Origin of the sequence: Streptomyces sp. NBC_01267, from assembly GCF_036241575.1 — a bacterium.
Taxonomy (GTDB): Bacteria; Actinomycetota; Actinomycetes; order Streptomycetales; family Streptomycetaceae; genus Streptomyces.
This window is the reverse complement of sequence record NZ_CP108455.1, coordinates 1,698,828-1,724,661: the sequence shown is the minus strand read 5'-3', so window position 1 is coordinate 1,724,661 and position 25,834 is coordinate 1,698,828. Positions and strand designations below refer to the sequence as shown.

The 25,834-nt window shown below is 68.9% G+C and carries 19 protein-coding genes and 1 tRNA gene; 8 read left to right on the top strand and 12 right to left on the bottom strand.

The features are described 5' to 3' along the window. Positions 1–115: 115 nt before the first annotated feature. Entirely contained in the window at positions 116–1,552 is a 1,437-nt protein-coding gene (pyk, locus tag OG709_RS07990) for a pyruvate kinase (RefSeq protein ID WP_266643639.1), read from the top strand. A gap of 18 nt (positions 1,553–1,570) precedes the next feature. Here pyk and OG709_RS07985 read toward each other — a convergent pair whose 3' ends face one another. Both OG709_RS07985 and OG709_RS07980 read right to left on the bottom strand, forming a co-directional pair. Then, complete coding sequence (locus OG709_RS07985; protein ID WP_329165395.1) at positions 1,571–2,362, bottom strand: helix-turn-helix domain-containing protein; 792 nt, start codon at positions 2,360–2,362, stop codon at positions 1,571–1,573. A gap of 89 nt (positions 2,363–2,451) precedes the next feature. Beyond that, positions 2,452–2,535, bottom strand: a tRNA-Leu gene (locus OG709_RS07980). Between the two features lie 100 nt (positions 2,536–2,635). Between OG709_RS07980 and OG709_RS07975 the strand changes: the two genes are divergently transcribed. Beyond that, positions 2,636–3,295: an ANTAR domain-containing response regulator gene (locus tag OG709_RS07975; protein WP_250303784.1), complete on the top strand. Its 660-nt coding sequence runs from the start codon at positions 2,636–2,638 to the stop codon at positions 3,293–3,295. A 70-nt stretch (positions 3,296–3,365) separates the two neighbouring features. Here OG709_RS07975 and OG709_RS07970 read toward each other — a convergent pair whose 3' ends face one another. From OG709_RS07970 to OG709_RS07940, 7 genes are all read right to left on the bottom strand, one after another. After that, positions 3,366–4,082 (bottom strand): ABC transporter ATP-binding protein, encoded by a 717-nt coding sequence (locus tag OG709_RS07970; protein WP_250303785.1) that lies wholly within the window; start codon positions 4,080–4,082, stop codon positions 3,366–3,368. After that, the gene (locus tag OG709_RS07965; protein ID WP_250303786.1) at positions 4,079–4,978 is read right to left on the bottom strand and encodes an ABC transporter ATP-binding protein; all 900 of its coding nucleotides are present in this window, start codon (positions 4,976–4,978) and stop codon (positions 4,079–4,081) included. Before OG709_RS07965 ends, OG709_RS07970 begins: the two co-directional genes overlap by 4 nt. Positions 4,979–4,986: 8 nt before the next feature. Then, the gene (locus tag OG709_RS07960; protein WP_266645097.1) at positions 4,987–6,783 is read right to left on the bottom strand and encodes a branched-chain amino acid ABC transporter permease; all 1,797 of its coding nucleotides are present in this window, start codon (positions 6,781–6,783) and stop codon (positions 4,987–4,989) included. Between the two features lie 5 nt (positions 6,784–6,788). Continuing rightward, positions 6,789–7,721, bottom strand: a complete 933-nt coding sequence (locus OG709_RS07955) for a branched-chain amino acid ABC transporter permease (RefSeq protein ID WP_250303787.1) — start codon at positions 7,719–7,721, stop codon at positions 6,789–6,791. 103 nt (positions 7,722–7,824) lie between these two features. Beyond that, positions 7,825–9,051, bottom strand: a complete 1,227-nt coding sequence (locus tag OG709_RS07950) for a branched-chain amino acid ABC transporter substrate-binding protein (RefSeq protein WP_250303788.1) — start codon at positions 9,049–9,051, stop codon at positions 7,825–7,827. A gap of 539 nt (positions 9,052–9,590) precedes the next feature. Continuing rightward, positions 9,591–10,064: a PaaI family thioesterase gene (locus OG709_RS07945; protein ID WP_250303789.1), complete on the bottom strand. Its 474-nt coding sequence runs from the start codon at positions 10,062–10,064 to the stop codon at positions 9,591–9,593. A 44-nt stretch (positions 10,065–10,108) separates the two neighbouring features. Continuing rightward, the gene (locus OG709_RS07940) at positions 10,109–12,406 is read right to left on the bottom strand and encodes an FdhF/YdeP family oxidoreductase (protein ID WP_326695081.1); all 2,298 of its coding nucleotides are present in this window, start codon (positions 12,404–12,406) and stop codon (positions 10,109–10,111) included. Between the two features lie 205 nt (positions 12,407–12,611). Between OG709_RS07940 and polA the strand changes: the two genes are divergently transcribed. The 4 genes from polA to OG709_RS07920 all read left to right on the top strand — a co-directional run bounded on the left by polA (position 12,612) and on the right by OG709_RS07920 (position 18,081). After that, complete coding sequence (gene polA, locus OG709_RS07935) at positions 12,612–15,269, top strand: DNA polymerase I (protein ID WP_250303877.1); 2,658 nt, start codon at positions 12,612–12,614, stop codon at positions 15,267–15,269. 212 nt (positions 15,270–15,481) lie between these two features. Further along, the gene (locus tag OG709_RS07930; RefSeq protein ID WP_401272833.1) at positions 15,482–16,714 is read left to right on the top strand and encodes a lytic transglycosylase domain-containing protein; all 1,233 of its coding nucleotides are present in this window, start codon (positions 15,482–15,484) and stop codon (positions 16,712–16,714) included. Positions 16,715–16,931: 217 nt separating this feature from the next. Continuing rightward, on the top strand, positions 16,932–17,069 hold the full coding sequence (locus tag OG709_RS07925; RefSeq protein ID WP_250303791.1) for an SPW_0924 family protein: 138 nt from the start codon (positions 16,932–16,934) through the stop codon (positions 17,067–17,069). A 13-nt stretch (positions 17,070–17,082) separates the two neighbouring features. Continuing rightward, positions 17,083–18,081, top strand: coding sequence for a DUF3068 domain-containing protein (locus OG709_RS07920; RefSeq protein WP_250303792.1), 999 nt, complete (start codon positions 17,083–17,085; stop codon positions 18,079–18,081). Between the two features lie 4 nt (positions 18,082–18,085). Here OG709_RS07920 and hrpB read toward each other — a convergent pair whose 3' ends face one another. Together hrpB and OG709_RS07910 are read right to left on the bottom strand one after the other, a co-directional pair. Then, entirely contained in the window at positions 18,086–20,614 is a 2,529-nt protein-coding gene (gene hrpB / locus OG709_RS07915) for an ATP-dependent helicase HrpB (RefSeq protein WP_250303793.1), read from the bottom strand. Positions 20,615–20,702: 88 nt separating this feature from the next. Further along, positions 20,703–21,524 (bottom strand): class I SAM-dependent methyltransferase, encoded by an 822-nt coding sequence (locus OG709_RS07910; RefSeq protein ID WP_250303794.1) that lies wholly within the window; start codon positions 21,522–21,524, stop codon positions 20,703–20,705. Positions 21,525–21,904: 380 nt separating this feature from the next. Between OG709_RS07910 and rpsA the strand changes: the two genes are divergently transcribed. Then, positions 21,905–23,416 (top strand): 30S ribosomal protein S1, encoded by a 1,512-nt coding sequence (gene rpsA / locus OG709_RS07905; protein ID WP_250303795.1) that lies wholly within the window; start codon positions 21,905–21,907, stop codon positions 23,414–23,416. 85 nt (positions 23,417–23,501) lie between these two features. Here the strand turns inward: rpsA and OG709_RS07900 are convergent, their stop codons facing one another. Then, on the bottom strand, positions 23,502–24,467 hold the full coding sequence (locus tag OG709_RS07900) for a right-handed parallel beta-helix repeat-containing protein (RefSeq protein WP_329165390.1): 966 nt from the start codon (positions 24,465–24,467) through the stop codon (positions 23,502–23,504). Positions 24,468–24,841: 374 nt separating this feature from the next. Here OG709_RS07900 and OG709_RS07895 point away from each other — a divergent pair, with 374 nt between their 5' ends. Beyond that, the gene (locus tag OG709_RS07895; protein ID WP_250303797.1) at positions 24,842–25,780 is read left to right on the top strand and encodes a PAC2 family protein; all 939 of its coding nucleotides are present in this window, start codon (positions 24,842–24,844) and stop codon (positions 25,778–25,780) included. The last annotated feature ends 54 nt before the right edge of the window (positions 25,781–25,834 follow it).

Sequence of the window (25,834 nt, the reverse complement as noted above, 5' to 3'; positions counted from 1 at the left end):
CATCAGAGCACCACTCCGCCCACTTCAACACTTGTCAACTAGCCTTCATCCAAAGGTGGTTGAGCCGTCACCCCCACCCAATTGCCTACCCATCGGTAAGCCCTACGCTCGAACCATGCGCCGAGCAAAGATCGTCTGCACCCTGGGCCCAGCAACCGACTCGTACGAGCAGATCAAGACACTCGTCGACGCCGGAATGGACATCGCCCGCTTCAACCTCAGCCACGGCAGCTACGCCGAGCACGAACAGCGCTACCACCACGTCCGCAAAGCATCAGAGGAAACCGGCCGCAGCGTCGGCATCCTCGCCGACCTTCAAGGCCCGAAGATCCGCCTCGGCCGATTCACCGAAGGCCCCGTACTCCTTGAACGCGGCGACGACTTCACCCTCACCGTCGAACCCGACGCCCAGGGCGACCGCAACAGCTGCGGCACCACCTACAGCGGCCTCACCCGCGACGTCACCACCGGCGAACGCATCCTCGTCGACGACGGAAAAGTCACCCTCGAAGTCATCTCCGTCGAAGGCCCCCGCGTCCACACCATCGTCATCGAAGGAGGAATGATCTCCGACCACAAGGGACTCAACCTCCCCGGCGTCGCCGTATCCGTCCCCGCGATGTCCGAAAAAGACACCGAAGACCTCCGCTGGGCCCTCCGCACCGGCGCCGACATCATCGCCCTCTCCTTCGTACGCACCGGACAGGACATCAACGAAGTCCACCGCGTCATGAAGGAAGAGGGCCGCACCCTCCCCGTCATCGCCAAAATCGAGAAGCCCCAGGCCGTCGACAACATCGACGACATCGTCGCCGCATTCGACGGCATCATGGTGGCCCGCGGCGACCTCGGCGTCGAAATGCCCCTGGAACAGGTCCCGATCGTCCAGAAGCGCGCCGTCAAACTCGCCAGGCGCAACGCGAAGCCCGTCATCGTCGCCACCCAGATGCTCGACTCGATGATCGAGAACTCCCGCCCCACCCGCGCCGAAGCCTCCGACGTCGCCAACGCGATCATCGACGGCACCGACGCCGTCATGCTCTCCGGCGAGACCAGCGTCGGAAAGCACCCCGTCGAGACCGTCAAGACCATGAGCCGCATCGTCGAGGCAGCCGAGGAGGACCTCCTCGCCAAGGGCCTGCCGCCCCTCACCGACCGCAACAAACCCCACACCCAGAGCGGCGCCGTCGCCCGCGCAGCCGCCGAAATGGGCGACTTCCTCGGCGCCGAACTCCTCGTCGCCTTCACCCAGTCCGGCGACACCGCCCGACGCCTCTCCCGCTACCGCTCCCCGATCCCGCTGCTGGCGTTCACCCCCGACCCGGCCACCCGCGCGCAGCTCAACCTCAGCTGGGGCGTCGAAGCGATCCTCGGCCCGCACGTCGACTCCACCGACGAAATGGTCGCGCAGGTCGACGAGCAGCTCCTGAGGACCGGCCGCTGCCAGAGGGGCGACACGGTGGTCATCACCGCGGGCTCCCCGCCCGGCATCGCGGGCTCCACCAACCTGGTCCGCGTCCACCACATCGGCGAGAACGACGCCCCGGAGTAGCGGCGCTGCGGCCCGGGGTCAGAACTTCGGGCCCACGTGGCGGTCCATGAGGGCGACGGACGCGCGCTTGGCGACGGAGATGTTGTAAGGCCTGCCGTGGCGGGTGCAGTGCTTCCACTCGACGCCGAGCCTGTCGAGTGTGTCGGTGTAGAGCGTGCGGATGTCGTCCGAGACGTTGGTGAACCAGTAGCGCGGATACTCGTACCGCTTCCGTTCGCCGCCCACGACGCGGGTGGTCCAGTTCATGTTCCGGCACCCGTCGGAATGGACCAGACCCCGGACGAACTGCCAGGGGTGCTCGTCCACGATGTTCTGCTGCCAGGGGTCCAGGGTGATGGCCCGGTCGTGCTTCTTGCCGGGGCCGTGCTGGGGGAAGAGGCAGGGCAGGTGTTTGGAGTAGACCTTGATGTTGTGGCAGCCCTCCTTGCGCACGCGGCACGTGGCGTTGTCCGGGAAAACTGCTCTCAGAGCTGACTCTGCGGCGTCCTGCAAGCCCGGCCAGGCGTCGTCACACGTGATCATGAGGCTCGGCACATTGTGCTTGGAGTAGTGGTTGATGTGGCCGTCGCCGAGATAGAGGCCGAGCAAGTAGGCGTAAGCGGATCGGTCCAGGTGGCGGCCGTCGCAGCGTGGGCACAGCGCTGACGACTGTGCGCGTGTCGTCTCGCCCCTCTTGACCCGCTCCATGTGCCGCCAGTAGGAGACGGTGCCGGGGGGCACCTTGAGCCGTCGAGCGACGGCCGCGTTGGTGGAACCGGCCTGGAGGAGCCCGAGCGCCTGCTGGCGCACGGCTATGCCATGAGTGTTCATGGCGCGACTCTCTGCTATGCCAGGAGCTGGTGCGCAGCAAAAAGCGGATGTTCACGTGAATGTGAACATCCGCCTCTTTTGTTCGAATGTGCCCGGTGTGGGATTCGAACCCACATGCCCAAAGGGCACGGCATTTTGAGTGCCGCGAGTCTGACCAGTTCCTCCAACCGGGCAAGTCAGGGAGCTTTCGAGCAGTGTACCGGTTCACGTTGGCAGCTTGCTGCTAGGTAGGCTGCATAGGCAGCTGCACCTGCCCCGCAACGAGGAGCCCCCGTGACCGCCCCCGAGTCGCCCCAGCCCGTCGCCGACGACGACAAGTCGCACGTCCCGCCGCTGACGACCCGCGTCGTCATCGCCGAGGACGAGGCCCTCATCCGCCTCGACCTCAAAGAGATGCTCGAAGAAGAGGGTTACGCGGTCGTCGGCGAAGCCGGTGACGGTCAGCGGGCTGTCGAGCTGGCCCGGGAACACAAGCCCGATCTCGTCATCCTCGACGTGAAGATGCCCGTCCTGGACGGCATCTCCGCCGCCGAGAAGATCGCCGAGGAGTCCATCGCCCCCGTCCTGATGCTGACCGCGTTCTCGCAGCGCGACCTCGTGGAGCGGGCCCGGGACGCCGGAGCGATGGCGTACCTGGTGAAGCCGTTCTCCAAGAGCGACGTGGTGCCCGCCATCGAGATGGCGGTGTCCCGCTTCACCGAACTGAAGGCCCTGGAGCAGGAGGTCGCGGACCTGTCGCTCCGGCTGGAGACCCGGAAGCTGGTGGACCGGGCGAAGTCGGTGCTGCAGACGCAGTACGGGCTGACCGAGCCCGCCGCGTTCCGGTGGATCCAGAAGACGTCGATGGACCGGCGGATGTCGATGCAGCAGGTCGCCGAGGCGGTCATCGAGGACGCCGAGGAGAAGAAGGCGGCGAAGGAGCAGGGCCAGTAGACGCCCGCCGCTCTGTACGGAGAAGGCCCGCCCCGGTGACGCACGGGGGCGGGCCTTCGTCCGTGGTGGGTCAGTCCTCGCCGAGGTACGCCTTGCGGACCGACTCGTCGTGGAGCAGGTCCTGGCCGGTGCCGGAGAGGGAGATCTTGCCGATCTCCATGACGTAGCCCTGGTCGGCCAGGGAGAGCGCGGCCTGCGCGTTCTGTTCGACGAGCAGGATCGTGGTGCCCTGGGACTTGAGCTCGACGATGGTCTCCAGGATCTTCTGCATCATGATCGGGGAGAGGCCCATGGAGGGCTCGTCGAGCATGAGCAGTTTGGGCTGGGACATCAGTGCGCGGCCCATGGCGAGCATCTGCTGTTCGCCGCCCGAGAGGGTTCCGGCGGCTTGCTTTCGGCGTTCGCCCAGGATGGGGAAGAGGTCGTAGGCGCGCTGGATGTCCTTCTCGATGCCTTCTTTGTCGTCTCTCAGGAACGCTCCGAGCTGGAGGTTCTCGTAGATCGAGAGGCGGGGGAAGATGTGGCGGCCTTCGGGGGAGTGGGCGAGGCCCAGTGCGACGATCTTGTGGGCGGGGATGCCCGCGAGTGGTTTCCCGTCGAAGGTGATGGTGCCGCCGGCCGGCTTGATCAGTCCGGAGAGGGTGCGCAGGGTGGTGGTTTTGCCTGCGCCGTTGGTGCCGATGAGGGTGACGACCTGGCCGGCTTCGACGGTGAAGGAGATGCCTTTGACGGCTTCGATCTTGCCGTAGGCGACTCTGAGGTCCTCGACTTCGAGGAGAGCGGTCACGGGGTGTCTCCTTCGGTGCCGGTGGCGCTGTTCTGTTGTGCTGCTTCGGCTTCTGCTGCTTCGACTTCGGCGGCTTCTTCGTCGCCGGGGGCGCCTTCGAAGGGGGTGCCGAGGTAGGCGGCGATGACGCGTTCGTCGCCCTGGACGACGTCGGATGTGCCTTCGACGAGTTTTTCGCCCTGGACGAGGACGGCGACGCGGTCGCAGAGGTTGAAGATGAAGCGCATGTCGTGCTCGATGACGAGTACGGCGATGCCCTGGTCGCGGATGGCGAAGACGAGTTCTTCGGTGGCGCGGGTTTCCTGGGGGTTCATTCCGGCGGTGGGCTCGTCGAGGAGGAGCAGGCCGGGTTCGCTGGCGAGGGCGCGGGCGATTTCGAGCTTGCGCTGTTCGCCGTACGGGAGGTTGCGTGCGAGGTGGTCGGCCTTGTGGGCGAGGCCGATGAACTCCAGGAGTTCCGTGGCGCGTTCGCGGGATTTCGCTTCGGCCTTGTGGAAGCCGGGGCCGCGGAGGATGGCGGACCAGAGGCCTTCTTTGGTTCTGGTGTGGCGGCCGACGAGGACGTTTTCCAGGACGGTCATGTTGGCGAAGAGCCGGATGTTCTGGAAGGTGCGGGCGATGCCTGCCTTGGTGACGAGGTGGGGCTTGGGTGGCAGGACGGTGCCTTTGTAGCTGACCTTGCCCTCGGTGGGGACGTAGAGGCCGGTGAGGCAGTTGAAGAAGGTGGTTTTGCCTGCGCCGTTGGGGCCGATGAGGCCGACGATCTCTCCGGTGTTGACGGTGAGGTCGACGTTGCGTACGGCGGTGAGGCCGCCGAAGCGCATGATGACGCCTTCGGCCTGGAGCACCGGGGTGCCGGTGGCTTGGGGTGTCTGTGCGGTGGTTTCGGTGGTCATGTCGTTCCTCACGCCCCTGCCGTGCCGGCGGGGACGGTGTCGTCGCCGGGTGCGCGCTGTTCCGGTAGGTCGGGGGTGTCGTCCTCGTGGAATTCGAGTTGGCGTCGCCGGTTGGCGATGACGCCTTCGGGGCGGAAGCGCATGAGGAGGACGAGGGCGATGCCGAAGGCGAGGAGTTCGTACTGCCGGAGGAAGGTGAGTTTCTGGGGGATGAGGTAGAGGAAGGTGGCGCCGAGGAGGGGGCCGCCGACGGTGCCCATGCCGCCGAGGACGACGGCGGCGAGGAGGAACGCGGAGTTGGGTGGGGCTGCTCCGGCGAACTGGTAGGGGGCGGGTGTGACGCTGTAGGTCACGTGTGCGCTGACGGTGCCGGCGAGTCCGGCGAGGGTGGCGCCGAGGGCGAAGGCGATGAGTTTGGCTCGGAAGCCGTTGATGCCCATGGCGGTTGCTGCGGTTTCGTCCTCGCGGATGGCGATCCAGGAGCGGCCGATGCGGGAGTCCGCGGCGCGGTTGAAGACCACGACGACGAGTCCGGTGATGACCAGCATGAGGAGGAAGTAGTTGGCGAAGCGGCCGAGGGTGAAGCCTGCGATGTCGTGGGCTGTGCCGAGGTTGAAGCCGAAGAGGTTGAGGTCGGGGATGGAGGGGATTCCGTTGGGGCCGTTGGTGATGTCGGGTCCTGAGGAGCCGTCCATGCTGTTGACGGCGATGCGGAAGATCTCTCCGAAGCCGAGGGTGACGATGGCGAGGTAGTCGCCGCGGAGGCGGAGGGTGGGGGCGCCGATGAGGACGCCGAAGATCAGTGAGGCGGCCATTCCGGTGAGGGCGGCTGCCCAGAAGGGGAATTGGACGCCGGCGAATCTGGAGAATTCGGAGCCGGAGACGAGGGCGGCTGCGTAGGCGCCGACGCCGAGGAAGGCGACGTATCCGAGGTCGAGGAGTCCGGTGAGGCCGACGACGATGTTGAGGCCGAGGGCGACGGTTCCGAAGACGAGGATGCTGACGCCGAGGTTGGCGTTGGCGTCCTCGGTCTGGGTGAAGGGGAAGATCGCGGCGGCGAGGAAGGCCATGGAGGTGGCGAATCCCTTGTGCCGTGCGTTGAGTTGGGAGAAGCGGTCGGTGAGTCCGGCGCTGAAGAGGGCCCAGGCGTTGAAGAGGACGAGGAGGACGAATGCGAGGAAGACCTCGGGTTGTTCGTCGGGGACGTCGATGCCGTAGGTGAAGACGGTCAGGCCGAGTGCGGTGGCGGCGGTGATGACGACGCGCTGTGCCCAGGCGGGCAGGCGCTTGGGTGCGGGGATGCCCTCGGCTTTGGCGAAGTAGTGCTTGGCGGTGGGGCCGGGGCGGGGGAGTGCGAGGGTTCCGGCGAGGGAGAGCGTGGAGCCTGCGAGGGCGATCCAGCCGCCGGGGTCGACGTTGACGAGCCCGCCGAGTTCGAAGGAGATGGCGAGGACGACGTACCAGGCGGCGGCGAAGGCGGCGAGTGCGGCGAGGAACACGGGGGCGGTGGCGGCGCCGGGGTTGAGCCAGCGCAGTCCGCGGGTGTTCTGGTGGCCGAGCAGGTAGAGGAGGGTGATGACGCCGGCGATGACGATGAGGATCTGGAGGCCGGAGGGGTTGCCGGAGTAGGTGAGGTCGTCGGCGAAGTCCGCTTTCCAGGTCCAGGAGAGGAAGGCGCTGATGATGGTGGCGACGGCGCCGACGGCGGTGAGTGCGCGGGCGGCGGCCGGGGGGAGCGGTATCGGCGGCTGGGGCCCGGTGGGTTCGGGGCTCTTGGCGGGTTCTGTGGTGGCGTTGGTGGTCATGGTGGTCACGCCCTGTCCGCGACGCGTTCGCCCAGTAGACCTTGTGGTCGTAGGAGCAGTACGAGGATGAGGAGGACGAAGGCCCAGACGGAGGACCAGGCCTGGCCGCCGAGTTGGTGCATGCCGGGTACCTGGTCGATGTAGGCGGTGGCCATGACTTCGGCGACGCCGAGGACGAGGCCGCCGAGCATGGCGCCGTAGATGTTGCCGATGCCGCCCAGTACGGCTGCGGTGAAGGCCTTGAGTCCGGCCTGGAAGCCCATGCTGTAGTCGACGTTGCCGATTTTGAAGCCGTAGGCGATGCCGGCGACGGCGGCGAAGAGGCCGCCGATGGCGAAGGCGATCACGATGATGCGGTTGGTGTCGATGCCCATGAGCTGGGCGGTGTCCGGGTCCTGGGCGGTGGCCTGCATGGCGCGGCCGGTGCGGGAGGTCCGGGTGAAGACGGCGAGGGCGGCCATGCAGAGCGGGGCGGCGATGATGAGGAAGAGGTCGCCGCTCTGGACGGTGACGGAGCCGAGGTGGTAGGGGCCGCCGGGGAGGGCGGGGAAGACGCGGGCGTTCTCGGCGCCGGGGTACCAGTTGAAGACGGCCTGCTGGAGGGCGAGGGAGAGGCCGATGGCGGTGATGAGTGGTGCGAGGCGTGGTGCGCCGCGTAGGGGGCGGTAGGCGAAGCGTTCGGCTCCTACGGCGACGAGTACGGCGACGAGGGCGCCGCCGATGAGCATGGCGGGCAGGGCTATCCACATGGATGTGCCGTTGGGCAGCACGTACAGGTAGATGGTGAGTGCGCCGAAGCCGCCGGTCATGAATATCTCGCCGTGGGCGAAGTTGATGAGCTGGACGATGCCGTAGACCATCGTGTATCCGATGGCTATCAGCCCGTACATCGAGCCGAGGAACAGCCCGTTGGCCAGCTGCTGCGGCAGGGAGTTCACCGCGTGGCCTCCATGTGGGTGGGAAGTGAGCGGGGGGAGACTGCGGGCCGCGCGGTGACGGGTGGTCCTGGCCGCGCGGCCCTGGGTGGTGCGGTGTTCCTGGTCAGCCGGCGGGGGTGTAGACGCCGCTCTTGACGGCCTTCCAGACGCCGTTCTTGACCTGGTAGACGGTGAGCTGCTTGTTGGTGGTGTCGCCGTACTGGTCGAATGCGACGTGGCCGGCGATGCCGTCGAAGTCGGTCTTCTGGACGGCGTCGACGATCTGCTGGCGGGCGTCGGTGGGGATCTTGCCGTCCTTCACGACGGCGCCGACGGCCTTGATGATGGCGGTGGCGGCGTCGTAGGAGTATCCGCCGTAGGTCCCGTAGTCACCGGTGTACTTGGCGGCCTTGTACTTCGCGATGAAGTCCTTGGCGGCGGGGAGGGAGTCGACGGGGACGCCGACGGAGGTGGCGAGGTCGCCTTCGGCTGCCTTGCCGGCGGTCTTGATGTAGGTCGGGGAGAACATGCCGTCGCCGCCCATGAGGGGGATGTTGGCGCCGGCGTCCTTGAGCTGCTTGGTGATGATCTGGGACTCGTCGTACTGGCCGCCGTAGTAGAGCATGTCGGCGCCGGAGTTCTTGATCTTGGTGACGAGGGTGGAGAAGTCCTTGTCGCCGGTGTTGACGTGGTCCTCGCCGGCGAGTTTGCCGCCTGCCTTCAGGAAGTTGGACTTGAAGAGCTTGGCGAGGCCGGCGCCGTAGGTCTGCTTGTCGTCGACGACGAAGACCTTCTTCTTCTTGAGGGTCTGGCCGGCGTACTGGGCCGCGAAGCCGCCCTGGAGGGCGTCGGTGGTGGCGGTGCGGAAGTACGTCTTGTAGGGGCGGACCTTGGAGGTCTGCCAGTTCTTGCCCTGGGTGAGTTCGGGGGCGGTGTTCGCCGGTGATATCTCGACGAGGTTGGCGGTGGCGAAGACCTGCTGCATCGTTTGTGCGACACCGGAGTTGAGGGGGCCGACGACGCCGAGGACGTTCTTGTCGGCGACGAGGGTGGAGGCGTTCTGCTGGCCGGTGGGCGGCAGGGCCTTGTCGTCGAGGGCCTTGATGGCGAACTTCACGCCGGGCACGGTGTTGTTCTTGTTGGCGTCGTCGATGGCGACCTTGACGCCGCCCTGGATGCCGAGGCCGGTGGCGGAGTTCGCTCCGGTGAGGGGCGCGTCGACGCCGATGATGACCTCGGTCTTGCTGTCGCCGCCCTTGCTGTCCTTGTTGTCGCGTGATCCACAGGCGGTGAGTGTGAGTGCTCCGGTGGTCAGCACGGTGGTGAGTATGAGCAACGAACGGTGTCGCACGATGTTTCCTCTCCCTGGCGCGTCGCCTCTGCTGAGGCGACGTAGGTCTCGCCGGGCCGTACTGGGGTGGTACTGAGCCGTGCTGCAGACGCGCCCGGCGGCGCGGTGACTGGCCGTGACTCTAAGCGCAGGTGGCAGAGGTGTGGGCCGGAGAGGGTCAGGATGTGACTGTCTTGTTATGCCCGGAGGGTTGAACGGCTGTCCTACAGCGGACAGTTGGGAGGAATGCGGTCACCATCTATCTGCCCACATGATGAGAACGCGCAGTTCCGCTCAGGGGCTTGAGGCAATCTTGCTGCTGTCACCTTGTGGTGTAAGGGAGTTGGGGCGACGGCGCCCCCGGACCCGGTGGAGGTGGGGGTGCGGGGGGCGTCGCGGACCCGTGCGTTCCTTGCGTTCTTGTGACGCAGTGTGACGGCGGAGTGGTGTGGCGGTCGTCGGGAGTGACGGATTCCGCTCGCTGCCGTGGTGCGCGATGGCGTGTTCTGTGCCGGCCGGGCGCTGTGCCGGGGTGGTGCGTGTGCTGTCAGGTTTCCGTGTCAGCCCGTGGGGTTGCCGGGGTTGGCGTCGCGGAGGAGGCAGGTGAGGCGTGCGGTGCAGACCCGCTTGTCGTGTTCGTCGGTGATGACGATTTCGTAGGTGGCGGTGGAGCGGCCCCGGTGGACGGGGGTGGCGACTCCGGTGACGAGTCCGCTGCGGGCGCCGCGGTGGTGGGTGCAGTTGAGGTCGACGCCGACGGCGAGTTTGGCGGGGCCGCCGTGCAGCATGGCGCCGACGGAGCCGAGGGTTTCGGCGAGGACGGCGGAGGCGCCGCCGTGCAGCAGGCCGTAGGGCTGGGTGTTGCCTTCGACGGGCATGGTGCCGACGACGCGGTCGGCGGAGGCTTCGACGATGCGTACGTCCATGCGTTCGCCGAGGTGCCCGGCGGAGAAGAGCGCGACCAGGTCGACGCCGAGGGCCGCGTACTCGTCGATGACTTCCTGGGGGAAATTCACGGTGGTCTGCTCGCCCATGGGGGTGTGGCTCCGATCGGTGTCCGGGGTGCTTAAGCGAACGCTTAGGCGGGGGGAGATTGTTCCAGACGGATCACCACGGATTTGCTCATGGGGGTGTTGCTGATGTCGGCCGTGGCGTCGAGCGGGACCAGGACGTTGGTCTCCGGGTAGTACGCGGCGGCGCAGCCCCGGGCGGTGGGGTAGTGCACGATCCGGAAGCCGGGGGCGCGTCGTTCTGCGCCGTCCTTCCATTCGCTGACGAGGTCGGCGTACGTGCCGTCGGGGAGGCCGAGTTCGCGGGCGTCGTCGGGGTTGACGAGGACGACGCGGCGACCGCCCTTGATGCCGCGGTAGCGGTCGTCGAGGCCGTAGATCGTGGTGTTGTACTGGTCGTGGGAGCGCAGTGTCTGGAGGAGCAGCCGGCCTGCGGGGAGTGTGGGGTACTCGACGGGTGCCGCGGTGAAGTTGGCTTTGCCGGTGGTGGTGGGGAAGCGGCGTTCGTCGCGGGGGGCGTGCGGGAGGGCGAAGCCGCCGGGGGCGGCGATGCGGGTGTTGAAGTTTTCGAAGCCGGGGACGACGCGGGAGATCCGGTCGCGGATCGTGGCGTAGTCCTGCTCGAATTCCTCCCAGTCGATGGTGGTGCGGTCGCCGAGGGTGGCGCGTGCCATGCGGGCGACGATGGCGGGTTCGGGGAGGAGGTGGGGGCTTGCGGGGGTGAGGTTGCCGCGGGAGGCGTGGACGAGGCCCATGGAGTCCTCGACGGTGACGAACCGGGTGGTGCTCCTGGTGCCGCGGGTGCCTGGCCGGATGTCTTTGTCGGTGCGTCCCAGGGTGGGCAGGATCAGTGCGCGGGTGCCTGTGACGGTGTGTGAGCGGTTGAGTTTCGTCGATACGTGCACGGTGAGGGAGGCGCGGCGCATCGCTGCCTCGGTGACGTGGGTGTCGGGTGTGGCGGCGACGAAGTTGCCGCCCATGGCGAAGAAGACTTTGGCTCTGCCGTCGCGCAGGGCTTCGATGGAGCGGACGACGTCGTAGCCGTGGTGGCGGGGTGAGGTGATGCCGAATTCCTGGTCGAGGGCGTCGAGGAATGCGGGGGCGGGTCGTTCGAAGATGCCCATGGTGCGGTCGCCCTGGACGTTGGAGTGTCCGCGGACGGGGCAGACGCCGGCGCCGGTGCGGCCGATGTTGCCGCGCAGGAGGAGGAAGTTGACGACTTCGCGGATCGTGGGCACGGAGTGTTTGTGCTGGGTGAGGCCCATGGCCCAGCAGACGATGGTGCGTTTGGAGGCGAGGATCAGGGCGAGGGCCTGTTCGATGTCCGTGCGGTCGAGGCCGGTCGCGGTGAGGGTCTGGTCCCAGTCGGCGGCGCGTGCGGCGGCGGCGAACTCCTGGTAGCCGTGGGTGTGTTCGCGTACGAACAGTTCGTCGGTGGCGCCGTCGGTCTCGATGATCAGTTTGTTGAGGAGGCGGAAGAGTGCTTGGTCGCCGCCGATGCGGATCTGGAGGAAGAGGTCGTTGAGTGCTGCGCCCCGGAGCATGCCCTGGGGGGTCTGCGGGTTCTTGAAGCGTGCGAGTCCGGCTTCGGGCAGCGGGTTGATCGAGATGATCTTGGCACCGGCGGCTTTGGCCTTCTCCAGTGCGGAGAGCATCCGGGGGTGGTTGGTGCCGGGGTTCTGTCCGGCGACGATGATCAGGTCGGCCTGGTGCATGTCGTCGAGGGAGACGCTGCCTTTGCCGATGCCGATGGTTTCCGACAGGGCGGTGCCGGAGGACTCGTGGCACATGTTGGAGCAGTCGGGGAGGTTGTTGGTGCCGTAGGCGCGGGCGAAGAGCTGGAGGAGGAAGGCTGCTTCGTTGCTGGTGCGGCCCGAGGTGTAGAAGAGTGCTTCGTCGGGGGAGCCGAGGGCGTTGAGCTCGTCGGCGATGAGGGTGAAGGCCTGGTCCCAGCTGACCGGTTCGTAGTGGTCGCCGCCTTCGGGGAGCAGCATGGGCTGGGTGATGCGGCCTTGTTGTCCGAGCCAGTAGCCGCTGCGTTCGGCGAGGTCGGCGACGGGGTGCGCGGCGAAGAATTCGGGGGTGACGCGGCGGAGTGTCGCTTCTTCGGCGACGGCTTTCGCGCCGTTCTCGCAGAATTCCGCGGTGTGTCGTTTGTCGCCTTCGGGCCAGGCGCAGCCGGGGCAGTCGAAGCCGTCCTTCTGGTTGACCTTGAGGAGTGTCCTGGCGGTGCGCACGACGCCCATCTGCTGTTGGGCGATCTGCAGGGTGTGGGCGATGGCGGGGATTCCGGCGGCGGCGTGTTTGGGGGGCGCGACCTGCGGTGCGTCCTGGACCGGGTCACCTGCGGGCGGCTTGGCAGCCATGGCGCTCCCCTTCGAACGGGCGGATCTGGCGTACGTGACCGATCCTGTCACGCGGCACCGACAGGTGCTCCGGGGAGGTGTGCGGAGGTCTGGATTGTCAGTGCTCCGTGGCAGGATCGCTTCCGTGGCAAAGACAGCGAAGACCGCGCAGACAGCACAGGCAGCGCCGAAGCAGACCGCAAGCACCCGCCCCCGCCTGCTCCTGATGGATGGGCATTCTCTGGCGTACCGGGCGTTCTTCGCGCTGCCCGCGGAGAATTTCACGACCGCGAGCGGTCAGCCGACGAATGCCGTCTACGGTTTCGCGTCGATGCTGGCGAATACGTTGCGTGACGAGGCGCCGACGCATTTCGCGGTGGCTTTCGATGTGTCCCGTAAGACGTGGCGTTCGGAGGAGTTCCCGGAGTACAAGGCGAACCGTTCGAAGACGCCGGACGAGTTCAAGGGGCAGGTCGAGCTGATCGGTGAAGTGCTGGACACGATGCGGGTGGACCGGTTCGCGGTCGAGGGGTTCGAGGCGGACGATGTCATCGCGACGCTGGCCACGCGTGCCGAGGCGGAGGGTTTCGATGTTCTGATCGTGACGGGTGACCGGGATTCCTTCCAGCTGATCACGGACCGGGTCACGGTGCTGTATCCGACGAAGGGGGTCTCGGAGCTGACCCGTTTCACGCCGGAGAAGGTCGAGGAGAAGTACGGGCTGACTCCGCAGCAGTATCCGGATTTCGCGGCTCTGCGGGGTGACCCGTCGGACAATCTGCCGGGGATTCCGGGGGTCGGTGAGAAGACGGCCGCGAAGTGGATCAATCAGTTCGGTTCGTTCGCGGAGCTGGTGGAGCGTGCGGACGAGGTGAAGGGGAAGGCCGGGCAGAATTTCCGTGATCATCTGGATGCGGTGCGGCTGAACCGCCGGCTGACCGAGATGGTGCGGGACGTGGAGTTGCCGAAGGGTCCTGCGGATCTGGAGCGTGTCGCGTACGACCGTGAGGCGCTGGCGGGGGTGCTGGAGGTGCTGGAGATCCGGAACCCGAGCCTGCGGGAGCGGTTGCTGGCCGTTGATCCGGGCGCGGCGGAGGAGGAGCCGGCGGCTCCGGCGGCCGGGGTGGAGCTGGACGGTTCGGTGCTGGGGTCCGGTGAGCTGGCGCCGTGGTTGGCCGAGCACGGCGGGCAGCCGCTGGGTGTGGCGACGGTCGAGTCCTGGGCGTTGGGTACGGGCAGTGTCGGTGAGGTCGCGCTGGCGGCGGCGGGGGGCGCGGCGGCGTGGTTCGATCCGGCGCAGCTGGATGAGGCGGACGAGCGGGCGTTCGCGGCGTGGATCGCGGATGAGGGCGCCGCGAAGGTCATGCACGGTGCGAAGAACGCGATGCGGGTGTTCCCCGAGCACGGGTGGAGTGTCGGGGGCGTCACGATGGACACCGCGCTCGCGGCGTATCTGGTGAAGCCGGGTCGGCGTTCCTTCGCGCTGGAGGCGTTGGCGGTGGAATATCTGGGCCGGGAGCTGGCTCCGGCTGCTTCGGCGGACGGGCAGCTCGCTTTCGGTTCGGACGAGCAGGCCGAGGCCGAGGCGCTGATGACGCAGGCGCGTGCGGTGCTCGATCTCGGTGCGGCGTTCGGTGAGCGGCTGCAGGAGGTCGGTGCGGCGGATCTTCTTCATGAGGTGGAGCTGCCGACGTCGGTGTTGCTCGCCAGGCTGGAGCGTCATGGCATCGCCGCGGACCGGGCTCATCTGGAGGGGATGGAGCGGCAGTTCGCGGGTGCGGTGCAGCAGGCGGTGAAGGAGGCGCATGCGGCGGTGGGACACGAGTTCAATCTCGGTTCGCCGAAGCAGCTGCAGGAGGTGTTCTTCGGTGAGCTGGGGCTGCCGAAGACGAAGAAGACGAAGACCGGGTACACGACGGACGCGGACGCGCTGGCGTGGCTTGCCGCGCAGACCGAGCACGATCTGCCGGTGATCATGTTGCGCCATCGTGAGCAGGCCAAGCTGCGGGTGACGGTCGAGGGTCTGATCAAGATGGTGGCGGCGGACGGCCGTATTCACACGACGTTCAACCAGACGGTCGCGGCGACCGGCCGGCTGTCGTCCACGGATCCCAATCTGCAGAACATCCCGGTGCGTACGGACGAGGGGCGGGCCATCCGCCGGGGCTTCGTCGTGGGCGAGGGGTACGAGTCGCTGATGACGGCGGACTACAGCCAGATCGAGTTGCGGGTGATGGCGCATCTGTCTCAGGACGCGGGGCTGATCGAGGCGTTCGCCTCGGGTGAGGACCTGCACACGACGGTTGCCTCGCAGGTGTTCGGTGTGGAGAAGTCCGCTGTCGACCCGGAGATGCGCCGCAAGATCAAGGCGATGTCGTACGGGCTGGCGTACGGGCTCTCGGCGTTCGGTCTTTCCCAGCAGTTGAATATCGAGGCGGGTGAGGCGCGTGCGCTGATGGACACGTTCTTCGAGCGGTTCGGTGGGGTGCGGGACTATCTGCAGCGTGTCGTGGAGGAGGCGCGGGCCACGGGGTACACGGAGACGATGCTGGGGCGCCGCCGTTATCTGCCGGATCTCAACAGTGACAACCGTCAGCGTCGTGAGATGGCCGAGCGGATGGCGCTCAACGCGCCGATCCAGGGGACGGCGGCGGACATCGTGAAGGTCGCGATGCTCAAGGTCGACCGGGCGCTGACGGGGGCGGGGCTGGCGTCGCGGATGCTGCTCCAGGTGCATGACGAGATCGTGCTGGAGATCGCTCCGGGCGAGCGTGAGCGGGTCGAGGAGATCCTTCGCCGGGAGATGGCTGCGGCTGCGCAGTTGCGTGCTCCGCTGGATGTGTCGGTGGGGGTGGGCGCGGACTGGGAGTCCGCCGCGCACTGAGCGGGCCGGGGCGCTGACCGGCGGAGCAGGGGGGGCCGGTCGGGGTGGCGGGTGTTCGGGTCGTCCGGAGGTGTCCGGGTTGTGTGGGGTCCGAAGCTGAAGAATCGGTGAATAGCGGTCAGGGACCGGTGTTGTGGCGCCGGGAGTTGTCGTAGTGTCACCGGAGTCCTGCGCCGGGGAGCGCGACGAGCAGTCCAGGGGAGGGCCCGTACATGGCACCGCATTTCAGCAGTCGGCTGCGCAAGGGGGCGACCGCGACCACGATGGCCGCGCTGGCGGTGGCGGCGATGACCGCCTCGCAGGCGCCGGGCGCGGTGGGCAGTCCGGGCGATCAGCCCCTGGGCAACCGGCAGGCTGCTGACGCGACGCCACCTGCCGGTACCCCGGTGAGCGGCGACTCGCCGTATTTCACGGACCTTCCGCCGCTGGTCACCCCGGAGACCACGACGCCTCCGGTGAACACCCCCGCCGGGGCGGCCGAGGCGGGCATACCGGCTTCGGTGCTGGCCGCGTACAAGAAGGCGGAGCAGACCGTCGCGGGTACCGATCCGTCCTGTCATCTGCCGTGGCAGCTGCTCGCGGCGATCGGCAAGGTCGAGTCGGGTCAGGCGCGTGGTGGCCGGGTGGACGCCGGGGGCACCACGCTCTCGCCGATCCTGGGTCCGGTGCTCAACGGCGCGGGCTTCGCCAATATCCCCGACACCGACCACGGGCAGTACGACGGGGACTCGGAGCACGACCGTGCGGTCGGCCCGATGCAGTTCATCCCCTCGACCTGGGCCGTCTGGGGGCAGGACGGGAACGGCGACGGGAAGAAGGACCCCAACAACATCTTCGACGCGTCGCTCGCCACCGGCCGGTATCTCTGCGCCGACAGCCGTGATCTGGCGGTGAAGCACGATCTCGACCAGTCGATCCTCGGCTACAACCACTCGCAGGAGTACCTGAGTACGGTCCTGTCCTGGTTCGAGTTCTACAAGAAGGGCAGCCACGGTGTCCCGGACGGCACGGGAGTGCTGCCGGCCGGTACCGGCCCCGACGGCGAGGGGTTCGGTACGGGGGGTAACGGCTCGCACCCCGGTGGTGGTCCGGCGGGTTCCACCCCGTCCCCGAGTCCGTCCGCGAAGCCGAAGCCGAAGCCGACGAAGACCGGTGAGGGGACGATTTCCCCGCACCCCACCCCGAGCGGCAGCGGGAAGCCCTCGCCGCACCCGTCCGGCAGCGGTTCGCCGTCCCCGTCGCCCTCACCGAGCGGTTCCGGCTGCCCGTCGCCCTCGCCGTCCCCCTCGGACAGTGCGAGCCCGACACCTTCGCCCTCTCCCTCGGACTCGGCGAGCCCCACGCCGACACCGACGCCCAGTCCTTCGGGCAGTGCCGGCGGCTCGCCGTCGCCCTCGCCCTCACCGAGCGGGAGCGGCAGCCCGGAACCCTGCTCCGCCGGGTAACAGCCCGGCTGGACACCTGACCCGGCCCGGCCGGACACCCGACGCGGTGTCCGGCCGGGCTTCGCCATGTCCTGACACGGGTGTTGCGTGCCGGCGCGCAGGTGCCGTCCGGCGGCCCGGTGCGATGTCTTCTCGGTACGACGTGTTCTCATCTCGCGGCTGCGTTGCTACGGTGCCCCATCCCTGACGCTGTATCAGATTCTCCAGGAGGCCGAGTATGCGCGCCCTCATCGCCGCCGCCATCGGGCTGGCAGTGGCCTTCGCCCTCGTCCTCACCATCTCGGCTGTCGGTTCGCCCACCGGCAAGACCTCGCCCAAACCCCTGCTCACCACCGTCCCCGGTCCCAAGAAGTAGGAGGACGACGGTCATGCGTCGTAAAGCCAGTCTGGTGCTGCTCGCGTTCGCGGTCTTCTGCGCCGCCATGTCCCCGCTGCTGCGCTGGTACGCGTTCCCCCGGCTGGCCAAGATCCCGGCCAACCAGTACCAGGAGGAGGTGCTCCAGGCGAAGCCCGCGACCCTCATCGACTACGGCACGATGCAGGCCAAGAAGGTCCCCGAGGTCACGATCGTGCAGACGCTCAAGGGCAACGTGGAGGAGTCCGACCGGATCGAGCAGAGCGCCGGACGCGATGTCGTCGTCTGGGACACGCTGTCGTACATCGCCGGGCCCGACGGGAAAATGGTCTCGGAGATCCCCGAGCGCTACATCTTCGACGCGCACAGCCAGGCACCGGTGCACGCGACCGGCGAGATGGTCGACGGCGACCCGGTCATCCGTACGGGCATCGAGTACAAGTGGCCCTTCCTGACCCAGAAGCGCGACTACGAGTACTTCGACGCGCAGTCCCGGACGTCCGCCCCGATCCACTACAAGGGCACCGTGAAGTTCCACGGCCTCGACGTCTACTACTTCGAGCAGACGGTCCCGTGGACCAAGGTTCCGCTGCCCAAGAAGATGCCCGTCAAGGGCATCACCGCGGAGTCCGTGGCGAAGACGGGTACCACCCGCTGGTACACCACGAAGCGGATGTTCTGGGTCGACCCGGTCACCGGCGCCCCCGTCAACGGTGAGGAGCTCCACAAGGAGGAGCTGCGCGGCGGGACCCTGCTGGGGGGCCGGGCGAAGGTCACCGTGTTCGCCGGTGATGTGAAGATGCGCCCGGACTACGTCGACGCCACGGTCGCCCTGGTCAAGTCCAACCGCCTGCTGGTGCTGCTGCTGACCTCCTACCTCCCCTGGGGGTTCCTGGGCCTGGGGATCTGCCTGCTGGCGCTCGCGCTGCTCCTGGAGGCCCGCAGCCGCAGGCCCGGGGATCCGGACCCGTCCGGGTCGCACCTCCCGGACCCCGTGCCGGTCAACGCGTGAAGGGTTACCGACTCCCGTTCTGGCGGGCCTTCGTGTACCGCGTGGGCTCCGCCGCCGAAGGGTCCTCCGGCCAGGGATGGCGCGGGTAGCGCCCGCGCAGCTCCGCCCGTACGGACCGGTACCCCTCGCGCCAGAACGACGCCAGGTCCGCGGTCACGGCGGCGGGCCGCCCGGCCGGGGACAGCAGATGCACCAGCACCGGCACCCCTGCGACGGCCGGGGTCTCGGCGAGACCGAACATCTCCTGGAGCTTCACCGCGAGCACCGGCTGCGCGCCCCCGTAGTCGAGCCGGATCCGTGACCCGCTCGGCACCTCGTACCGCTCGGGCGCCAGCTCGTCCAGCCGCGCCGCCTCACCGGTCGCCCAGGGCAGCAGCCGGTCGAGTGCCTGTCCGGCGTCGATCCGCGCCAGATCCGCTCTCCGCCGTGCCCTGGACAGTTCGGGTTCCAGCCAGGCGTCGGGGTGCCCGGCGAGGGCCTCGTCCGAGACGTCCGGCCAGCCCCGGCCCACTTCCCGGTGCAGAAAGGCCAGCCGCTGCCGCAGTTCCCGCGCGTGGGGCGACCACCGCAGCAGCCCGAGCCCCTCGCGGCGCAGCCCGTCGAGGAGCGCCTCCCGTACGAGAGCGGGCTCCGGGCTCTTCAGCGCTCTCGCCGCCAGTTCGACGGCGCCCAGCCGCTCCACCCGCCGCGCCAGCACGTCGCCGCTCTCCCAGCGGACCTCCTCGTCCGTGCCGAGCAGGTGCCCGGCGGCCAGCCGTGCGGTGTCCTCGTCGATCACGGCCGCCAGCCGCACCCGTGCGGAGGCGGCGGTCGCGGGCCGGTCGGCGACCGCGACGGCCAGCCACGGTGAGCCGCGCAGCCGCGACCCGGCCGCCGTCTCGGCCCCCGTTCCCGACGCCATCAGGAACACGCCCTCGGACCGGGCCCGCGCCACCCGCTCGGGGAAGGCCAGCGCGGCGACCAGCCCCGCCACGGCGTCGTCGCCTGCGGCGGGTGCCCGGCCGCCCCGGCCCGTACCGCCGCCGTCCACCCCCGAAGCCAGCCTGCGGGCCTCCTGACGCCAGCGGCCCGCGTAGCTGTCGCCGCCCGCGCGCGCGGTGCGCCAGGCGGCGGCCAGGTCGTCCCCGTACTCCCGAGGCGGCTCCTCGCTGAGCAGTGCCACCACCTCCGCGGCCCGGCGGGCTCCGACCTCGCGTGCGCCGTCGACGAGCGCCCGCGCGAGCCGGGGGTGCAGTCCCAGCCGGGCCATCCGTACGCCCCGTCCGGTGGCCCGGCCGTCCGCGTCCACGGCGCCGATCGCGGCGAGTACCTCCCGGGCCGCGGCCATCGCCCCGGCCGGCGGCGGGTCGAGCAGTGCCAGGCCGGCAGCCGACGGGTCGCCCCAGCAGGCCGCCTGGAGTGCGAAGGCGGCCAGGTCGGCGACCTTGATCTCGGGGGAGGGGAAGCGGGCGAGCCGGGTGTTCTCGGCCTCCGTCCAGCAGCGGTAGACGGTGCCGGGGGCCTCCCGCCCGGCCCGTCCCGCGCGCTGGCGGGACGCGGCCTGCGAAGCCCGTACGGTCGTGAGGGCGCTCAGCCCGCGCGCGTGGTCGGTGCGCGGCTCCCGGGCCAGCCCGGCGTCGACCACCACCCGTACCCCCGGCACGGTCAGCGACGACTCGGCCACCGACGTCGCGAGGACCACCCGCCGGCTGTCCGAACCGGCGAGTACCGCGTCCTGAACGGCGGCCGGAGCCCGTCCGTGCACCTGGAGGACATCCACCCCCAGGCCGCCCAACTGCCCGGCCACCCTGGTGATTTCACCGACCCCGGGCAGGAAACAGAGCACGTCCCCGGTCCGCTCGGCCAGCGCCCGCCGGACGACCGAGGCGACATGCGTCAGCAGTGCGGGGTCGACCCGCATCCCGTGCGGCGGGCGCACCGGCCGGGCCGGCGGCGCCCACACCGTCTCCACCGGGTACGCCACGCCCCGGGCCTCCACCACCGGCGCGTCCCCGAGCAGCCGCGCCCACCCCTGCGCGTCCGTCGTCGCGGAGGCGGCGACCAGCCGCAGCTCGGGCCGGAGCGCCGCCCGTACGTCCAGCAGGAAGGCGGCGACGGTGTCCGCGTCGAGATGGCGTTCGTGGCACTCGTCGAGCATCACCACATCGACCCCGGCCAGCTCCTGGTCGCGCTGGAGGCGCTGCAGCAGGACACCGGTCGTGACGACCTCCACCACCGTGCCGGGGCCCGCCACCCGCTCCCCGCGCACGGTGAATCCCACCCGGCCGCCGACGGACTCGCCGAGCAGCCAGGCCATCCGGCGGGCCGCCGCGCGTGCGGCGATGCGCCGGGGTTCCGCGACGACCACCTTCCGCACCGGACCGCGCCCGGCTCCGTCCCCGACGAGACCGGCGAGCACCAGGGGGACGAGGGTGGTCTTGCCGGTGCCGGGCGGCGCGCAGAGCACGGCGGTCCCGTGCGCGTCGAGTGCCCGCTCCAGGGCGGGCACGGCGGTACGGACGGGGAGCACGTCGAGCGCGCCGGTACGGATCACCCGCCCAGTCTCGTACGCCGCGGGGGCGGTCCCGTACGCCGCGGGCTCAGTCCCGTACGCCGCCGGGACGGTCCGTCACGCCGCGGGCTCAGTCCCGTACGCAGACGAAGATCGCGGACCCCGGGATCAGCTTGCCGCGCAGCGGGGACCAGCCGCCCCACTCCGAGGTGTTCCAGGCCGGCCACTCCGGCTCGACCAGGTCGACCAGCCGGAAGCCGCCCGCCACCACGTCCCGCACCCGGTCGCCGACGGTGCGGTGGTGCTCGACGTACACCGCGTCGCCCTTCTCGTCCTCCTCGACGTACGGAGTGCGGTCGAAGTAGGAGGCGGCGACGGTCAGGCCCTCGGGCCCCGGCTCGTCGGGGAACGCCCAGCGGATCGGGTGCGTGACGGAGAAGATCCAGCGCCCGCCGGGCCGCAGCACCCGCCGCACCTCGCGGAAGACCTTCACCGGGTCCGCGACGAAGGGGACCGCGCCGTACGCGGAACAGGCCAGGTCGAAGGAGCCGTCGCGGAAGGGGAGGACCGACGCGTCGGCCGCGACCAGCGGCACGCTCGCGCCGCCGGGGTTGTGCTCGGCGATCCGCAGCGCGTGCTGGAGCTGGCGGTGCGAGACGTCGAGTGCCACCGGGTGCGCGCCCTGCGCGGCCAGCCAGCGCGAACACTGCGCGGCGCCCGCACCGATCTCCAGGACGTCGAGCCCCTTCAGCTCCTCGGCGGGGCCCAGCAGCTCGGCCTCGACCTCGTCGAGGCCCTCGGGCCCCCAGACGAAACGGTCGTCGCCGAGGAACGAGCCGTGCTCCGTCTGGTACTCGTCGGCGTTCCGGTCCCACCAGCCACGGTTGGCACGGCTGCTCTCGGTGTCCCCGGCGTCACGACGTGTCGCCTCGGGCTCGTACTCTTCGCTCATCGTGCCTGTCTGTATCGTCGGGACCAACGGGATGCGTCGCTGGTGGAACGGTGTCCGGGGCCGATCCGGCCCCGTGCGGCCGAAGTTGTGCCGGGAATGGGGCGTTCCGCCCCGGGTGTGCGCCTTCGCGCATTGACCGTGTCCGGCCGTCCCCGTATGCTACAAGTTGCGCTGCGAGCCTGCGCTCCTCAGACCTAGCAGGCTGCGCTTGCATCTGTTGCATGTCCCCTCGGTTATCGAGGCGCCACCGACGTGTTCGGCAACGAACACGGAACACCGGATCGGCGCTTCCTGGGCTGTCCGGCGTCTGCAGAGGCGATACGGGCTCCCGGCGTAGCAGTACCTACGACTTCAATGTCCGTACCGGAGCCCTTTCCCACATGACGAGCAGCACCGAGACCACCGCCACCACGCCGCAGGTTGCGGTCAACGACATCGGCGACGCGGACGCGTTCCTCGCGGCGATCGACGAGACGATCAAGTACTTCAACGATGGCGACATCGTTGACGGCGTCATCGTCAAGGTTGACCGGGACGAGGTTCTCCTCGACATCGGTTACAAGACCGAAGGCGTCATCCCGAGCCGCGAGCTCTCGATCAAGCACGACGTCGACCCGAACGAGGTCGTCAAGGTCGGCGACGAGATCGAGGCCCTGGTTCTCCAGAAGGAGGACAAGGAAGGCCGCCTGATCCTCTCGAAGAAGCGCGCTCAGTACGAGCGTGCCTGGGGCACCATCGAGAAGATCAAGGAAGAAGACGGCATCGTCACCGGTACCGTCATCGAGGTCGTCAAGGGTGGTCTCATCCTCGACATCGGCCTCCGTGGCTTCCTGCCGGCCTCCCTGGTCGAGATGCGTCGTGTCCGCGACCTCCAGCCCTACGTGGGCAAGGAGCTCGAGGCCAAGATCATCGAGCTGGACAAGAACCGCAACAACGTGGTCCTGTCCCGCCGTGCCTGGCTCGAGCAGACCCAGTCCGAGGTCCGCCAGACGTTCCTCACGACCCTGCAGAAGGGTCAGGTCCGCTCCGGCGTCGTCTCCTCGATCGTCAACTTCGGTGCCTTCGTGGACCTGGGTGGCGTCGACGGTCTCGTGCACGTCTCCGAGCTCTCCTGGAAGCACATCGACCACCCCTCCGAGGTTGTCGAGGTCGGCCAGGAAGTCACCGTCGAGGTCCTCGACGTCGACATGGACCGCGAGCGCGTCTCCCTGTCGCTCAAGGCGACGCAGGAAGACCCGTGGCAGCAGTTCGCCCGTACGCACCAGATCGGTCAGGTCGTCCCGGGTAAGGTCACGAAGCTCGTTCCGTTCGGTGCGTTCGTGCGCGTCGACGAGGGCATCGAGGGTCTGGTCCACATCTCCGAGCTGGCCGAGCGCCACGTGGAGATCCCGGAGCAGGTCGTCCAGGTCAACGACGAGATCTTCGTCAAGGTCATCGACATCGACCTCGAGCGCCGCCGCATCAGCCTCTCGCTGAAGCAGGCCAACGAGTCCTTCGGTGCCGACCCGGCCTCGGTCGAGTTCGACCCGACGCTGTACGGCATGGCCGCGTCGTACGACGACCAGGGCAACTACATCTACCCCGAGGGCTTCGACCCCGAGACGAACGACTGGCTCGAGGGCTTCGAGACCCAGCGCGAGGCTTGGGAGGGTCAGTACGCCGAGGCGCAGTCGCGCTTCGAGCAGCACCAGGCCCAGGTCATCAAGTCCCGCGAGGCCGACGAGGCCGCTGCTGCCGAGGGCGCTGCCGCCCCGGCCGCGACCGGTGGCAACGCCGGTGCGGGTGTCTCGGGTGGTTCGTACTCCTCGGAGTCGGACGACAACTCCGGCGCCCTGGCGTCGGACGAGGCGCTGGCCGCCCTGCGCGAGAAGCTGGCCGGTGGCCAGAGCTGACGCTCAGGTCCCAGCTGGTAGATAGCTGAAAGCAAGGCCCGCTCCCTTCGGGGGGCGGGCCTTGCTCATGTCTGCGGGCGCGGGTTCACGGGGTGACGGCGATGTTGGTGAGCCCCTTGCCGCCGGTGACCGTGTTGCTGGCGTAGACCGTGGTGGGGCAGCTGTCCGCCTGGTAGTTGGTGATGTTGAACGCGAGCTGGAGCGCGCCCGGATCGTCGCTCAGGTCGGACGTGTTGGAGCGGAAGACCGTGCCGCAGCCCCAGCCCGGCTGCTGGGTGTGGGTCTCGTAGCCGGTGTTGCTGGTGTGGGTGCCGGTGTTGTTCTCGACGAGTGCGTCGTTACCCTTCACGTCGACCCAGGAGTCGTCGTAGTGGGCGCCGGTGAGGCCGCTGCCGTCGAAGGTGTTGCCGATGATCTGTGTGCCGCTGGTGCCCTCCTTGACGTCGACGTTCTCGCCGCCGACGCCGGGCCCGATGGTGTTGTTCAGGATCTGCACCCGGTCGCTGTTGTCGGAGAGGTCGCCCGCCGTGCCGACGTAGACGCCCTCACCCATGCCGCGGCCGTCGCGGCCGGTGTCGTAGATCCGGGAGTTCTTGACGACGCCGTCCTTGCTGGACCTGCGGAAGTGCACGCCCTCCATGTCCAGGCCGTGCACGGTCACCGAATCGATGGTCACGCCGACCGCCGTGTCCATCATGATCCCCTTCTGGCCGCCGGTGAGGGTGATGCCCTGGACCGTCCAGTGCGAGGCCCCGTTCAGATAGAGGCCGTAGCCGCCGCCGGTGGTGGTGAGGACGGCCTTGGACGAACCGGTGAGGGTGATCCGGGACGAGGACGTTCCGGCGGCTGTCGTCTTGAAGTTGCCGGTGTACGTGCCGTCGGCGAGCCGGATGGTGTCACCGGGGCCGACGGTGGTGAGGGCCGACTTCAACTGGGCCGCGGTGGACACCTGGACGACCGTGGCGGCTTCGGCGGTCGATGCGGTCGCGGTCAGGCCGCCGGCGGCCAGGGTCGTGATCAGAAGGGGCAGGAGGAGCGGGCGGGTACGCATGGGGGCCTCCGCGTCGGGGTTCGGGATTCGCGCCACAGCATCGCTCGATGTTTGTCCATGTGAACCGTGGGCGAGTTTCTGAACGCTGTGCTGCCCCGAGACGGTAGGGACGGCGCGTGGACATGTCAAGGTCTGGACCAAGGGGTGCGGGGGAAGGGGTACGGGGGAGTCCGGGGGAGAGTCCGGGGGGACGCCCGGGGGAGGGGTGCGCGTCGCGCCGGAGGGGGAGGACGACGGAGGGGGCGCGAGAGGACGGACCGTCAGGGGGCCGGGAGTTGCCCCGCACCGGGAGCCGCCTGTGAAGAGGCGTACGCGGGGAATGCTCGCGCCCCCTCGGACGTTCTCCCCGATGAACACGAGGAGGAGCGGTAATCGTGCTGGATCCGCAAGATTTGTACGCATGGGAGCCGAAGGGCCTGGCAGTCGTCGATGTGGCGCTCGCGCAGGAGTCGGCCGGACTTGTCATGCTCTACCACTTCGACGGGTACATCGACGCGGGCGAGACCGGCGACCAGATCGTCGAGGGGCTGCTGGACACCCTCCCCCATCAGGTGGTGGCCCGCTTCGACCACGACCGGCTCGTGGACTACCGGGCACGCCGCCCCCTGCTGACCTTCAAGCGCGACCAGTGGGCGGACTACGAGACACCGGCCCTCGAAGTGCGTCTGGTGCAGGACGCGACAGGAGCGCCCTTCCTGCTGCTGTCGGGCCCCGAGCCCGACGTCGAGTGGGAGCGGTTCGCAGCAGCGGTGGAGCAGATCGTCGAGCGGCTCGGCGTACGCATCTCGGTGAACTTCCACGGCATCCCGATGGGCGTCCCGCACACCCGCCCGGTCGGCATCACTCCGCACGGCAACCGCACCGACCTGATGCCGGGGCACCGGTCCCCGTTCGACGAGGCGCAGGTACCGGGCAGCGCGGAGGCGCTGGTCGAGTACCGGCTGGCGCAGTCCGGGCACGACGTGCTCGGCGTCGCCGCCCACGTGCCGCACTACGTCGCACGCTCCTCGTACCCGGACGCCGCGCTGACCGCGCTCGAAGCCGTCACGGGAGCGACCGGGCTCGTGCTGCCGGGAGTCGCACACTCCCTGCGTACGGAGGCGCAGCGCACCCAGGACGAGATCGAGCGCCAGATCGGCGAGGGCGACGAGGAACTGGTCGCACTCGTCCAGGGACTTGAGCACCAGTACGACGCGCTGGCCGGATCGGAGACCCGCGGCAATCTGGTCGCCGAGGCGGTCGATCTGCCGTCGGCCGACGAGATCGGCCGCGAGTTCGAGCGCTTCCTCGCGGAGCGGGAGGGCGAACTCTGACGGCTCCGGCCGGGGCCCGGCCCGGTCCGGAGGAAAGACGGTCGGTCTAAGCTC